This window comes from Alteromonas sp. C1M14, from assembly GCF_018860965.1.
Classification (GTDB): Bacteria; Pseudomonadota; Gammaproteobacteria; order Enterobacterales; family Alteromonadaceae; genus Alteromonas.
The window spans coordinates 36,314-49,693 of record NZ_JAHKQF010000009.1 but is presented as its reverse complement, the minus strand read 5'-3'; the positions used below and the strand labels follow the sequence as shown (position 1 = coordinate 49,693).

The window sequence follows — 13,380 nt, the reverse complement described above, 5'->3', positions numbered from 1 at the left end:
ATCTTTTGCTAGCCGTTTTTCTTTTTTCTTCTGCGTTATCAATGACAACATAATCTGGAACAATCAATGAAAAAGTTAACATTAACGTGTACCGCTACAATGGCGTTACTTGGCACCACATTGCTGGCAGGGTGTAATGATGCTGGCGATTCACCAGCAGCAAACTCAGAAGAGCAGCAGGCTAACGGCATGCACAAAAAGGCTCCTGGCGAGGTGTTTGACCTGTCCTCTTGGAATATCTTGTTGCCACTAGATAGTGATGGCGACGGCGCAGCCGACAGGGTGAACAATAACGATCTGCAAACCTTCCAAGTTGATGATTTCTTTTACCTTGATGATAACAATCACATGGTATTTGCCGCCGCAAACAAAGCCTTTACGTCACCGACTTCCACCAATACTCGCAGTGAACTACGGCAAGTGTTTGTGGATGAAAACGGCAATGTGCCAGACATGGATAGCCCTAAAAACTACTTTGCGTTGACATCCAACCCCCGCGCTGATGAATTTGCCGCCCTCGGTGGACGCATGGAAGCGACCCTTAAAGTGAATCATGTATCAGTGAATGCGAAATATGGCGACAAAGAGCCTGCTTACTCTGTGGTGGTAGGGCAAATTCATGCGGGCAAACTCGATGAGCTTAGAAGCCACGATTCGGGGTTTGGTTGGGGCAACGAACCGTTAAAAATCTATTATAAGAAATTTCCTCAGCATAAGACCGGCTCTGTATTTTGGAACTATGAACGAAATCTTGTTGAGGACGATGCTAACCGTATTGATATTGATTACCCGGTTTGGGGTGTAGGTTGGGATGATAAGACCGATCCTGCAGATGAGGGCATTGCCCTAGGTGAGTCTTTTAGTTACACCGTGAATGTTTATGGCGATATAATGTATCTCACATTTTCCGCTGATAATCACCCCACGGTAAAGCATCAGATTAATCTGGCGAATAACGTGGATGGCAACGGTGAAACGGATACGTTTGATGATCCAAATGGGTATAAAAACGACTGGCTTTTCTTTAAGGTTGGTGCGTATAACCAGTGCAGCACAAAAGATGCTCCCACTTTCCGTTATCCGGCCTGTCCAGGAACGGGCGATTGGGAAACGGATAAGCAAAACGGTAACTATACCAGCGTGTCATTTTCTTACTTAAATGTAGGTGAAGCAGTGCCTGTGCAATAGCACAGGCTTTTAATTCTAGGCGTCAATGCGAGCCGAATGTTAGTAAGAGAAACATGCAGATGAATAAAAATAAAGTAAGACTTATCGACGTGGCGACCAAAGCCGGCGTATCTAAGAGTACGGCATCTCAATTTCTAAATGGTCGCTTTGACTTTATGTCATTAGATACACGTTTACGTCTTCAAAAAGCGGTAGAAGAGTTAAATTACGTCCCTAACAATATTGCTCGTAGCCTAAAAACAAATAAAACCCGCACCCTTGGCGTTATTGTGCGGGATATTTCCAGTTACTATACCAGTCAGGCTATTCGGGGCATGGATGACTACTGTAAAAGTCATGGCTACGATTTGTTTATTTATAATTCTGACTTTGAACCGAAAACAGAAAAAAACGCCCTGACAGCCTTGTGCCAGTTAAATGTGGACGGAGTGATTATTGCGTCTTGCGGCAATAATGCGGCGCTAATTGAAGAGATTTCTAACCATACCGTGCCGGTAGTGCAGTTCCAGTTAGAACATGATGACTGTGATACCGGCATCGTGGTGGCCGATTATAAACGGGCCTCTTTTGAAGCCACGGAATATTTAATTGGTCTTGGTCACAGAAATATCAGTTTTGTCACTCAGCAATTTGAGACGGTAAAATCGCGGCTAGAAAAATACCAAGGCTTTGTGGATGCCCACAATAAACACAATATTGCGGTCAATGATGAACTGATTATTCACTGGAATCGCAAGCTAGGATTGCAAAGTTCACCGGTAGAAATGCTGAAAATGGCGAATCCGCCTACAGCGTTTTTTACCCAACAAATTGCCATTACCATTGATGTGTTAAAAGCGTTGGAAAATGCACACATTGCCATCCCTCAACAAGTTTCTTTGCTAGGGTTTGAAGAAATTCCTATGGCTGAATTTTTTAAAGTGCCTATTACCATTGTAAAGCAGCAGCCATACGAGATTGGCAGTGAAGCGGCAAGAATGTTAATGAATAAACTAAACAATCCTAAATCGGTGAACACGCGTATGCTTGTACCTTGTTCGTTGGTAAAACGGCAATCTTGCGCCAGCCCGTTGCAACCGGACGATGGCCAAAATAAGGTGGCGAGGGTTGGTTAGAAGTTGATTTTCTGCCGTCGCTGCTTGCGTTCACTGTGTTGTTTTTTCGACGCTTCTCTGCGTTTTTTCACGCCTTTTCCGATTCGCGTTGGTCGTCGTTTTTTCTGTACTACCGTGGCGCCCTTTACCCAGGTGATGAGTCGATTCAGGGCATCGGCTCGGTTTTGTTCCTGAGTACGAAAATTTTGTGCTTTTAAGATGAAAACGCCTTCGGCCGTTAAGCGGCTATCTGCTTTTGCCAAGAGGCGTTGTTTAATGGGATCCGGTAAGCTGGAAGCCTTAACATCAAAACGCAAATGGATAGCACTGCTCACTTTATTCACATTCTGACCACCCGAGCCTTGGGCTCGAATGGCTGTCATGTCTACTTCGGCGTCATCGATAGCCAATGAACCGGTAATGGCAATTGTCATACTATTGAACGCTGAGACATTGCTGAGCAGGGCGGGCAGGGAATACCTGTTGTAGTGTGGTGGTCAGGGTTTGGTAATCACGGGCCATTTTATCCGCCTGTTGAGCGGTTAAGACGCTTCCATTGGCGCTGATGCGTTCATGTTCTACCCGTGTGTAGTAGAAAATATGCATAGGAACGGTGTCTCCTTGCCAACTGGTATTCATATCATCAATATTCTTTTTTGAATCATCAATAAATACGATGGCTTGGTATGTTTGCCCTGTTTGGGCTAATAGCCAATGCAGCATGGTGCCTTTGTTCATACCAGTGGTCATCATAATGCCCCGGCTGTAACTCATTTCCCTTGCTAAGGTTTGTCGGTATACCGTTAGCGAATCAGAGGGTAAATCTGTCTCTTTAATGGCGGTGGTGGCCAAGTCGAAACCATTGCGATACAGCTCCCGTTCAGTGGCAGTGCGGTACTTCGGAGAGCGGGAAGTTAGGGCGATGACAGCGTTTCCTTGTTGTTGCCATTGCGCCACCATGTGATGTAAATCTGGCTCGGTTAATACCATGGGGTTCAGTTCATACAACAGGCCGATGGCATCTTCAAATAGGCAGTTTACCGTTTGCTCTGGGCTTGGTTTTAAGGGCAGCTTCCCCCGTTGCCACTGATACCAGATATCACCGCCTAAATCTGAAGTGCTGGTAAGCAAGGTATTGTCGATATCAGACACCACCAGTACATTTTCGGCACCGTATAAATTGTTTAGCGCTGTTATCTGCTCATTAACTGCAGCGAAGGAGCGCACATCCTCAACAGTAACGTTAGTCGTTGGAGGGAGTAGCTCTTGTCTCTCAGAGACAGACGTACAGGCCGTCAACGAAGTGAAACTTAGCAGAGTAAACAAAAAGAGTAAGGGGCGATAGTTCATACAGTAGCCATGATAAAAACAGAGCCTAATACTTTATCAGGTTGTGTGTAAAGTTGAAGCAGGAATTCATTTAGGGAAGTCGGTGCGTAGCGAAAGGCGACGCACCGATGCTTTGCTTACATGTGTCCGGTTTCTTCAAACCGTTCGTGCCAGCTTAGTGATTCACTGAGGATATGGGGCGTATGCATTCCTCGGCCGTTGTGGCAGGCCCGTTCATAGTAATCGAGTAGCTTTTCTTTATACATAGGGTGAGCGCACTTCTCGATAACCGTGGTGGCACGCTGTCGAGGAGAAAGGCCCCGTAGATCGGCTAAACCCTGCTCGGTCACAATAACCTTCACATCGTGTTCGGTATGATCCACATGGGAAACCATAGGCACAATGGCTGAAATGGCGCCGTTTTTGGCCACAGAAGGGGTCATAAAGATAGACAGGTATCCGTTACGGGCGAAATCGCCTGATCCACCGATACCATTCATCATACGGGTGCCCATAACGTGGGTTGAATTGACGTTGCCATAAATATCCGCTTCCAGTAAGCCATTCATAGCAATAATGCCCAGACGGCGCACGATTTCAGGGTGATTACTAATATCCTGCTGGCGCAAAATGATTTTTTCTCGATAGAAATCGATATTCTCATTTAGCTCATCCATGGCGTCAGGGCTCAGCGAGAAAGCTGTGGCTGAAGCGGCGGACAAGGTGCCACTTTTAAGCATGTTAAGCATGCCGTCTTGAATCACTTCGGTGTAAGCGGTGAGGTTTTTATATGCACCTTTATCTAGGCCATCTAATACGGCATTCGGGATATTACCTACACCAGATTGAATGGGCAGCAGTGAAGCGGGTAATCGACCTTGCTTAATTTCATGGTCAAAGAAATCTAAAATATGGGCGGCAATTTGATTGGAACAATCGTCAGCCGGTGAAAATGGGCTGTTGCGGTCTGGCGAAGAGGTTTCGATAACAGCAACGATCTTTTCTACGGGTATCTGAAGGTATTGTTCACCAATACGATCTGACGGGTTAGATAGCAAAATAGGTTTGCGATGCGGCGGTAACGCAGTGCCATAATAAATGTCATGCATACCTTCTAACTTAATACTTTGCTTGTCGTTTACTTCCAGTATGACTTTGTCAGCTTGTTCTACCCAAGTTTTATTGTTACCGATGGAGGACGACGGAATAATTCGCCCATCTTCGTGAATACCGGCCACTTCAATAACGGCGGTGTTTAACTTGCCCAAAAAGCCGGACCAAGCATATTGGGATACTTCAGATAAATGAATATCCACATAATGCATATGCCCTTCATTGATTTGTTTGCGGCAAATAGGATCGGACTGATAGGGTAAACGACGGTTTATGCCGTCAACTTCGGCCAACAGGCCATCAAGCTCGGGTGCCGTAGAGGCGCCCGTCCACAAATCAATGCGAAAAGGTTTACTTTCCAAATGATGAGCCTTGGCTTTTTCCACTAAAGCGGCAGGCAAAGATTTTGGATGGCCCGCGCCTGTAAAACCGCTCATACCAACGGTGTCGCCGTGCTCAATAAACTGGGCAGCCTGATTGGCTGACATTACTTTTTTACGTAGTTGAGGGCACAGAATTCTGCTTTGAGAAAACATGAAAACTCCAATAAATAGCTCGCGCAGCTCTCAGTCCGACCAGGATGTTTTAACATTATAGGTATACTGCCGAACAGAGGATGTTGTTAACAAGCTGCAAATAGAAAAGAGTATTTACTTTACCTGAATGCTACAACTTAAGTATAAGACCTAAGTTGTAGAAGGATGAAAGTTGTTTGTTTGATGTAACTAGTGTTTTTTATAGTTGTACTTGATGTTTAAATTATGTAAATGGTTGATCTATCTGACTGATTTATAAGTACTATGTATTTATGTTATTCTGGCAATTCATGGTAGTTATGTTTTTTGCCATTTTAACCAAGCCAACGAGATCTGATCAAGACCCCGTTGAGATAGGCTGCTAAAACTGCCAGCTGGCATAAGCGGTAAAGGTTCGAGGTTGCCCTACGCCCACAAATTCTGTGGATTCGATATCGTCATAAATACCTTCGAGGACTTCATCGGCTTCGCCGTAGGTACCAAAGGTATCATAATCTTTATCCAGCACATTATCTACGCGTACACCCAGCTCGAGTGCTTGCGATACTTGCCATGTTGCCGCAATATCAAGCAAGGTATAACCCCCTAATTTCCGGTTTTCATTGGCTTCATCACCGCGGAAATACTGACCGCCGGTATAATCGATGGTTGCACTTATCACCAGTGCGTCCAAGGCTTGCCAATCTAAATCCAAGCCGGCCTGAAATGCCGGTTGTCCTGGGATCGTATCGCCTGCTTCTACCTCTCTATTTGGGCCCAGAGGATTCTGTGGACTAAAAGACGTGAAGTTAGATTCAAAAGTGGCTTTTAAGTAACTGGCCGAAGCCCCCACTGAGAGGGTGTCGAAGTGTTGCCGCGCAGAAACTTCTGCGCCCTGGCGCCGTGTTTTATCGATATTGACAAAATAACCCACAGAGGCACGATCGCCGGCTTGTTGGAAAATAATGTCGTCATCAGAGTCACTGTGGTAAATCGCGGCAATAAATTCACTGTCCTCCTTCTGCCACTGATATCGCAGTTCCAGGGTATCGGTGACAACCTGGTCGAGGGGCGGATCGGCAACAAATCCGTTGGGTAATTTGCACGGATCATCTTCATCGGCACAGGACAGTTCTGCAGGGCTTGGTGTGCGGGAAGACTGGCTGTAGCTTAAGGTTATCATGCTATTATCTTGGAAATACTGAAGACCTACCGATGGATTTAAACGATTGAAGGTATGATCTCCATTCAAAGAGCCCTCACCACTGTCGATTTGATCTCGCATTTCTATTTCTGAGCGATTGTAACGTGCTGCAAACCAAAGTTGCCATTGGGGAGAAAGTATCAAAGTATCGCTAAATAAAAGATGATAGTGGGTTACATCCGTTTTTAGGAAGACTTCTGAGTCTGCATCATAGACGCCAACACCGGTAACGCCCCGGGTGTCTTCGGCTGTGTCGTTATCCAGAATGGCAAATTCTGTCTGGCTGCGAAAATCTATCTTTGCTTTGTCGACGCCGCCACCAAAGACCCAATGATGTGTCATGTCACCGTCTGTGGTGCCGCTAAGCTCAAAGCTTAAGCCGTAACCTTGGTTTTCTGTAGAGCTGGTATTTGCTGTACCGTCAAGTTCGTCTGGATCGGTATCAATAATATCGGATAACGGTGTTTCAGGCAGATAGCCGGTAAACGCTACAGGCGTGCCATCGTCTCCGTCGTCATCATCCCCGTCGTCATCGTCGTCATCGTCATCATCGTCGTCATCGTCCTCCCCTTCTTCACAAAGGGTTTCACCAAAGCCTACATCGCAGTCTTCATAATCGCTGTCATCACCGTTATAAGTATCGATATCGTTTTCTCGATAATACAGGTTGATGGCTAGGTCAATGGAATCTGATAGTTCGTAGTGCTGGTTGAGGCTGACAAAAGTGAGGTTGGTCAACGTTTGGTCGGGCCGGGTGTAAATAGCATCTCGGCCCTCATGGGGAATCAGATCCACCGGAATGGCACCGTTGCCAATAAGATCATTATCAGCCAGAGCCAGGGTGAGCTGTGTTTCACTGCCTTTCGTTTTTCGAGTAACAGTACCAAATAATTGTTTTACCTCGGAAGGTGAAAAGTCTCGCCATCCATCTTCTTCGTAAAAACTGGCATTAACGTAATAACCCCACTCACCGTTATTGCCGCCGCTTTCTAGGGTGCCGCCTTGCTGACCGAAGCTACCGCCTTGGACGGTCAGTTTATTGTCTTGAAAGTTAAAGCCTGTTTTGCTGCGCAAGGATAAGGCACCGCCCAAGGTGTTTTGTCCAAATAGCGGGTTTGCGCCACTTATCATGCTGGCGCTATTTAAGGCAGAAGCGGGCAGTAAATCCCAGTTTACTGTGTCGCCAAAGGGTTCATTAAACCGTGTTCCGTTTATGTAAACCGACAGACCTTGAGGAAGGCCAAGCAGAGGCGAAGCCGTAAAGCCCCGATATTGGACGTCGGTTTGAAACGGATTGTTCTGGACATCATTAATAGATACCGACAATAGCTCGCTATCTAGTAAACGGGCAAGCGTCGCTCCCTTGGCAAGAGACAGATCGTCAGTGGTTAATACACCGTTAACCTTTGAGTTGTCCTCAAAATTGGTAGATAAAGGGGTAGAGCCATATATCGCAATATGCTCCTCATCATCCCAGTTGACTTCTGCTGCATGCAATGAGGGTAAAACTGAGCTTATGGCAAGAGCCAGTACGCTTTTTCGGGTTAAGTGGGCGTTCATATTTATATTCCCTAGTGATATACCTCAAAGCGTAGAGTAAGCATAATTTACATAACATTAACTTATGGTACAGAGTAATATGCTACTTTAGTACCATTAACCTTGCACTTATTAAGGTTAATGGGTCGTTAACAGTGTTATGTCGATGAATGCGGTAATTCTGTAGTTAAAGGGGGCTTCCGTTTTATGCTAACGGTCGTATGGTTATCTATAGGGTAGAAAAAATGGTTTCTACCCGTTGGAGAATGTTATGGGCTATTGGTTAATCGCGATTCTGCTGTATGCGCTGTTTCCATTTAATGGAGACGGTCGGGTTGCGACAACTGAAATAAAGTCTGAAATCGCCGTTATTTCTGCTGATGTCTTTGTCTTAGAACAAACAGACAAGGTGGAGCCTGAGAACGAAAAAGATGGCGGTGATAAGTTTATTTCAAATAGCATAGCCATTGTCACCAGTGAACTGGTGGCTATGTTCTTTGATACTTTTGAATCCCCAGTGTGCATAGCCCTCAAGGCCAATGCCATCCGTGCCCCACCCGTACTTTCCTAAACAACATTTATTAAGGCTTAAAGCCTTCCCATGTCTATAAATTTGTTGAGGAATATCTCATGCACGCATTACCTTTATTTAAAACTGAAAATGTTGAAAAACTCGCTTGGCCTGAAGTACCTGGCAAACTGACCCTGCAATCTCCTGCAAGTGCGGTATTTACCGATTTTAAAGAGCACCTGCCATTGGTGATTGGCTACAATGTAAAAGCCCTCGAGCTTGAGCAATTGATGAAGCAATCCCACGTTAAAATGAAAATTGTGTTGGATAACAAGGACGAGTTTGCCGGTATCATTTCCCTGCACGACATCACCGAGCAATCTATTATGCAAAAGGTGGCACAAGGCATCAGCAGAGAGGAACTTACCGTGGCTGACTTTATGCGGCCAAAGTCTGCTATTCAATCCTTTGATTACGAAAGTATTATGCAGTCAACGGTAGGGGATATTGTTGAGACATTAAAAGATAATGGCCAGCAGCACTGTCTAGTGGTGGATCGCAAAGAGCATGTGATCCGCGGCATTATTAGTGTTAGCGATATAGCACGAGAATTACGCTTGCCCTTGGACATACAAGCGCAACCCTCGTTTTCTGCGTTATCTAATGTGATTGCCGCTTAGGTAATTTGTGTAAGGGCTAGACATGTGTCTGGCCCTTAGAAATCTCTTCTCGCTTAACGTCACCCCCAGATAATTCCACGCTATTTACCCGAGTTAGCAATCATCAACTATACTTATTAATGTCTACGGCAATATATTGTTATTAGTTATGAATGAGGCACACGGAGAATTTACTATTACTCGCTCTGGCAATGTTATGTTGACCCAAGCCTTTGGACCTTGGAACACTGAATGTGTCGAGCAATTTGCCAAGCACTATGCTAATGAGCTGGGATCTCTAAAAGATGAGAGTTGGGCCGATATCATTGTGTTACGTGGTGAAAGTTTATTGATCCCAGAAGCCGAGCGCACGTTATCCGAGAAAGTTCGTTGGGCTACGGAACACGGATTAAAAGATGTGGCTATCGTGACGGGTGAATCTTTTGTTGGTGTTGCATCCCGTATGCAACTGGAGAAGCTCTATACCCATTTTGAGTTTGAGTATGCATTTTTTCGCTATTATGAAGAAGCGTCAACATGGCTTACCCAAAAAGGCTATCACATGGATAGCGATACGGAGCTAACTTTTAAACAACGCTTGCCCCATGCCGCGTTACACGCAGATGTGTAAAGGGCGAAGTGAAGTAAGGTTTATTTAGCGGTGGCAAAGGCTTCGGCATCTTTGCGCTTATCTACCTTGTGTTGATCTTCCGAACGTCCTTCCCGCCAGTAACTGCTGATATAAAGTTGTGAATGGGGCACTTGTCGCTGGTCACGAAATAAGGTTCTTAACCCCCGCATTGAAGAAAATTCGCAAGCTGCCCAAATAGCCGGTATACCCGTTAACCATGGTAGTTGCGCAACGTTTTCGACAAGTTGTGAGCCATGACCAATCACCCACTTTACCTGCACATTGTCAGGCGTCTTCAACAACTGTTTATCCTCTTCACTGGTGATCTGTATCACCGCATAACCGTGTACGTTGCTAGGTAATGCTTCTAGGTGTGAAGCAATTGCAGGCAAGGATGTCATATCGCCCGCAAATAAAACCCAATCATAATGCTTGGCCAGCGGCTTGCCATTGCCTGGTCCGCCCACAAGAATGGAGCTGCCAGGTTGTGCATGTTTAGCCCAGTGAGACGCCGGGCCCTCCTGACTTCCTTCACCGTGTAATGCCATATCAATTGATAGGCGCTTATTTTGGCGCTCTAGAGCCCGAATAGTATAAGTACGCATTTGCACGGCCTCTTTTGATGAAGGTGGCGTGTCTAGCGGGTTGCCGTCTAGATCAAAAAGAAGTTTTATATAGGCCGATGTTGAAATAGCAGGATAGGTAGCCAATGCACTTCCGGTTAAAACAATGCGACGCATATGGGGAGTGATGGGGTTGTTTTCCACTACAGATAGGCAAATTGGGCGAGGTGGGGCTTTCTTTTTCATAAACATCCTAAAAATGAACAACAGCGGCAATGTTAAATGAGAATTGTTATTAATTAAATGTCAGTTTTCAGAATGATGAAGTTTGTTGTGACCGTCTTTTTAGAATAAAAAAAGCCGGAACAGCTAAGTTCCGGCAAAGACATTTAGGAATTCACAGAATCATAGGAAGTGATGAAACTGTTAATAATACTGTAGTTGCCAAGTGGTTAATTAGCGATATGGGGTTTTATATCTAAGTGGTTTTACTGATACCTTTTAATACAAAGGGTGTAGGAAAAAGCAGACTTAATGTTTGTAGGGTTGGAAATTGGTATCGGGTTTGGCACAATTTTATGCTCAGTATGGCAACAGGACGATTATCAGTGACGAGAATCACCTTTTTGACGGTACTCATTGCAGCTTTAACGGGGTGCTCTCCCCGTCCGTCTTCCGACGAGTTAACCGCCCACTTTCGGGAAAATCGCTCGACATTTTCCATGCTAGCTACATTGGCCTGTCGGGTCGGTAATGCCCAAGATGAGGATGTGTATCATATTGGTACTGGCTCGCAAAACGAGAAGGCCATTCTTGCCTTGGCCGACACCGTGGATATTGATGGCATAAATTACCGCACTGTGGAAGGCCGTTGCACCCTTAAAATGCCAGTTTGGTATGATGAAGATGGCGATACAAGGATGTTGATCAGTTATCGTTTCAACGACCCTTTACAAACCCAATCAAACAACATAGACCAGTCTCACCCCGAGTCCATCGACGAATTTATTGAAATATCTCAACAGCAACAGATGTCTGAGAATAAGTTAGTTACGCCACTGTCAAAACATTGGAATTACAGCGTGTCCTATAAAAAGTCTGTGTAGCTTTAACTTTGCCTGTTAGATAAAAAAACTCCCGCCTTTCAGCGGGAGAAAATCAGAGGTATAAATTAGGCCTGAATGGCCTAGGGGAGATAACTGTCCGTTAGGACAGTTCACTTTCAACGTCAGCGACGTTATCAGTGTCCATTATGAATGTAGTCGATGATTTCTCATATCACCACACCCATCAACGCTAAGGTTGCCTGTAGATCATAGCAACACTAACGTAAAAACGTTATCGGCAGCATTCTCGATTTGACCAGAATATTCTGCTTGTAAGGCTCTCGTTTCGGACTAAATAGCCTAAACCACAGTGAACCCTACTTGCTGACGACTACAGTGTAATAAGCGATTAGTATGCCAATACATTCCATCATTTAAAAAAATATATAAACCTATGAAAATAAAGTAAATAAATTGATTTTTGCAAATTAATTGATGAAGATGGGAAAAGAGTAGGGAATTATTTACACGGTAAGTGTCTATATTTTCATACACGCTTTATTGTGACGGTAATGTTTTTCGCTAATGCATCAGGAGTATTGCTTTGGATTCTGAGCCAACCTGTTATTCAGAAACACAGACAACCAAAATTTGTCGTTCGGTTATCCACTTACGTAACGCCCTTGTTGCCCAGTTAGATAGCTCGTTAGATGCGTGCGGTTTAACTGCCGCCCAATATGGTGTGCTGATTAATCTGGTAGAATTAAAAACTGCCACCCCGGCCCAGTTGTGCGAATCATTGGCTTACGATAAAGGGGCAATGAGCAGAATGCTTAAGCGGCTTGAAAGTAAATCATTGATATACAAAAAACCTCAAACCGATGGGCGCTCATTTGTGGTGGCACTGACAGAGCAGGGGGCTTTGCAATTTTCCCAAGCACATAAATGTGTTACGGCGGTATTTGCCCACTGTTTAGCCCCTGTAGAACCTGCAGAGTTAACCGTGTTAGATCACGCTTTATCGTCAGCAATGAAAACCTTCTAACTGCTATTTAACTTACTTTTTGGCCCAGTACTCGCCATTTGGTTGCCTAGGCAACCTTGTGCTTTCACAATGCCGACGTTTTTATCTGACGAGGTAATGTGATGAATAAACAACAAGCTGAAGCCTGGTTATCTAAGGCGATGCAATCAACGTGTGACGTCATCAGTGTCGAATTGTTGCATGCTGGGCGTTGGGCCAATGCCAGAGTCTATTTGGTGAAAGGGGCACAGGCAGATTTTATCATTAAAGACTTCAGTCATTGTCCGTGGTGGGTGCGCCGTACTCTAGCAAAAAGCTTTGTAAATCGAGAAGTCAGGGCTTTATCGATGTTATCTAATAGCCCTTATTTTGATGTTCAGTGCTATCGTTTAAGCGATATCGCATTTGCTTACCCCTATGTGGAAGGAGAGTCCCTTAAAGCCATTCGGGATCGAGAAGCAACACTGCCGGCGACATTTTTCACTGAAATGGAACGCATGATTGGGGCGATGCACCGCATAGGTTTGAGCCATCTTGATTTGCGTAACTTTGGTAATGTACTTTGTACTAAAGAAGGTAAGCCTCATATTATTGATTACCAGTCGGCTGTGCGTTTGTCACACTTTCCCAAAGCAATACAACGCTTTATGCGAGGTGCGGACATCACCGGTGCGTACAAAGCTTGGCAACAGATAGGGCAAACAGCTATACCTACGGCTAAAGCCCAGCTGTATGAAGGTTACAATAAAAAACGCAAATTTTGGGTGTTTAGAGGTTACCCTGTGGCACGGCTGCAACTGCGTTTACAAACCGTTGCTGCCCAGTTTCTTAGTCTTGATATTATTCGTAACCTCATCGACAAACTCTAGTATCCGCTGGTGAGTCAGCCTACGGCGCTGGCTTATCCGTTGCTAGGGTAATCTACCTAGCCCAAAATCACCTTTAGCTACCCCATCGCTGTGCC

13 protein-coding genes are annotated in these 13,380 nt (G+C 45.0%); 8 read left to right on the top strand and 5 right to left on the bottom strand.

Translation table 11 applies throughout. From position 1 onward, the window contains the following. Nucleotides 1-66: 66 nt before the first annotated feature. Together KO501_RS07845 and KO501_RS07840 are read left to right on the top strand one after the other, a co-directional pair. Nucleotides 67-1,188: a polysaccharide lyase family 7 protein gene (locus KO501_RS07845; RefSeq protein ID WP_216029104.1), complete on the top strand. Its 1,122-nt coding sequence runs from the start codon at nucleotides 67-69 to the stop codon at nucleotides 1,186-1,188. Nucleotides 1,189-1,247: 59 nt separating this feature from the next. Further along, on the top strand, nucleotides 1,248-2,303 hold the full coding sequence (locus KO501_RS07840; protein WP_216029103.1) for a substrate-binding domain-containing protein: 1,056 nt from the start codon (nucleotides 1,248-1,250) through the stop codon (nucleotides 2,301-2,303). On the opposite strand, the gene arfB is transcribed toward KO501_RS07840, so the two are convergent. The 4 genes from arfB to KO501_RS07820 form a co-directional block, all read right to left on the bottom strand. Next, on the bottom strand, nucleotides 2,300-2,716 hold the full coding sequence (arfB, locus tag KO501_RS07835) for an alternative ribosome rescue aminoacyl-tRNA hydrolase ArfB (protein ID WP_216029102.1): 417 nt from the start codon (nucleotides 2,714-2,716) through the stop codon (nucleotides 2,300-2,302). The genes KO501_RS07840 and arfB overlap by 4 nt on opposite strands. A gap of 1 nt (nucleotide 2,717) precedes the next feature. Beyond that, entirely contained in the window at nucleotides 2,718-3,632 is a 915-nt protein-coding gene (locus KO501_RS07830; RefSeq protein ID WP_216029101.1) for a DUF2608 domain-containing protein, read from the bottom strand. Between the two features lie 116 nt (nucleotides 3,633-3,748). Continuing rightward, the gene (locus KO501_RS07825) at nucleotides 3,749-5,260 is read right to left on the bottom strand and encodes an acetyl-CoA hydrolase/transferase family protein (RefSeq protein WP_216029100.1); all 1,512 of its coding nucleotides are present in this window, start codon (nucleotides 5,258-5,260) and stop codon (nucleotides 3,749-3,751) included. 361 nt (nucleotides 5,261-5,621) lie between these two features. Further along, nucleotides 5,622-8,003, bottom strand: coding sequence for a TonB-dependent receptor (locus tag KO501_RS07820; protein WP_216029099.1), 2,382 nt, complete (start codon nucleotides 8,001-8,003; stop codon nucleotides 5,622-5,624). A 250-nt stretch (nucleotides 8,004-8,253) separates the two neighbouring features. Here KO501_RS07820 and KO501_RS07815 point away from each other — a divergent pair, with 250 nt between their 5' ends. The 3 genes from KO501_RS07815 to KO501_RS07805 all read left to right on the top strand — a co-directional run bounded on the left by KO501_RS07815 (nucleotide 8,254) and on the right by KO501_RS07805 (nucleotide 9,783). Continuing rightward, nucleotides 8,254-8,553 carry a hypothetical protein gene (locus KO501_RS07815; RefSeq protein WP_216029098.1) on the top strand — a complete coding sequence of 100 codons (300 nt, stop codon included), beginning with the start codon at nucleotides 8,254-8,256 and terminating at the stop codon, nucleotides 8,551-8,553. A 59-nt stretch (nucleotides 8,554-8,612) separates the two neighbouring features. Continuing rightward, complete coding sequence (locus tag KO501_RS07810; RefSeq protein ID WP_216029097.1) at nucleotides 8,613-9,173, top strand: CBS domain-containing protein; 561 nt, start codon at nucleotides 8,613-8,615, stop codon at nucleotides 9,171-9,173. Between the two features lie 148 nt (nucleotides 9,174-9,321). Next, nucleotides 9,322-9,783 (top strand): hypothetical protein, encoded by a 462-nt coding sequence (locus tag KO501_RS07805; protein WP_216029096.1) that lies wholly within the window; start codon nucleotides 9,322-9,324, stop codon nucleotides 9,781-9,783. Nucleotides 9,784-9,803: 20 nt separating this feature from the next. On the opposite strand, the gene KO501_RS07800 is transcribed toward KO501_RS07805, so the two are convergent. After that, nucleotides 9,804-10,592: a siderophore-interacting protein gene (locus KO501_RS07800; protein ID WP_216029095.1), complete on the bottom strand. Its 789-nt coding sequence runs from the start codon at nucleotides 10,590-10,592 to the stop codon at nucleotides 9,804-9,806. Nucleotides 10,593-10,954: 362 nt separating this feature from the next. On the opposite strand from KO501_RS07800, the gene KO501_RS07795 reads away from it, so the two are divergent. The 3 genes from KO501_RS07795 (at nucleotide 10,955) to KO501_RS07785 (ending at nucleotide 13,285) form a co-directional block, all read left to right on the top strand. Further along, complete coding sequence (locus tag KO501_RS07795; RefSeq protein ID WP_216029094.1) at nucleotides 10,955-11,452, top strand: hypothetical protein; 498 nt, start codon at nucleotides 10,955-10,957, stop codon at nucleotides 11,450-11,452. A 544-nt stretch (nucleotides 11,453-11,996) separates the two neighbouring features. Next, nucleotides 11,997-12,437, top strand: coding sequence for a MarR family transcriptional regulator (locus KO501_RS07790; RefSeq protein ID WP_216029093.1), 441 nt, complete (start codon nucleotides 11,997-11,999; stop codon nucleotides 12,435-12,437). Between the two features lie 101 nt (nucleotides 12,438-12,538). Then, nucleotides 12,539-13,285: an RIO1 family regulatory kinase/ATPase gene (locus tag KO501_RS07785; RefSeq protein ID WP_216029092.1), complete on the top strand. Its 747-nt coding sequence runs from the start codon at nucleotides 12,539-12,541 to the stop codon at nucleotides 13,283-13,285. Nucleotides 13,286-13,380: the final 95 nt, after the last annotated feature.

Excerpts from the sequence above, each read along its gene's own strand:
- KO501_RS07845 (WP_216029104.1), top strand. The coding sequence starts at position 67 with ATGAAAAAGTTAACATTAACGTGTACCGCTACAATGGCGTTACTTGGC.
- KO501_RS07805 (WP_216029096.1), top strand. The coding sequence starts at position 9,322 with ATGAATGAGGCACACGGAGAATTTACTATTACTCGCTCTGGCAATGTT.
- KO501_RS07820 (WP_216029099.1), bottom strand. The coding sequence starts at position 8,003 with ATGAACGCCCACTTAACCCGAAAAAGCGTACTGGCTCTTGCCATAAGC.
- KO501_RS07830 (WP_216029101.1), bottom strand. The coding sequence starts at position 3,632 with ATGAACTATCGCCCCTTACTCTTTTTGTTTACTCTGCTAAGTTTCACT.
- KO501_RS07815 (WP_216029098.1), top strand. The coding sequence starts at position 8,254 with ATGGGCTATTGGTTAATCGCGATTCTGCTGTATGCGCTGTTTCCATTT.
- KO501_RS07840 (WP_216029103.1), top strand. The coding sequence starts at position 1,248 with ATGAATAAAAATAAAGTAAGACTTATCGACGTGGCGACCAAAGCCGGC.
- KO501_RS07785 (WP_216029092.1), top strand. The coding sequence starts at position 12,539 with ATGAATAAACAACAAGCTGAAGCCTGGTTATCTAAGGCGATGCAATCA.
- KO501_RS07800 (WP_216029095.1), bottom strand. The coding sequence starts at position 10,592 with ATGAAAAAGAAAGCCCCACCTCGCCCAATTTGCCTATCTGTAGTGGAA.
- KO501_RS07810 (WP_216029097.1), top strand. The coding sequence starts at position 8,613 with ATGCACGCATTACCTTTATTTAAAACTGAAAATGTTGAAAAACTCGCT.
- KO501_RS07825 (WP_216029100.1), bottom strand. The coding sequence starts at position 5,260 with ATGTTTTCTCAAAGCAGAATTCTGTGCCCTCAACTACGTAAAAAAGTA.
- arfB (WP_216029102.1), bottom strand. The coding sequence starts at position 2,716 with ATGACAATTGCCATTACCGGTTCATTGGCTATCGATGACGCCGAAGTA.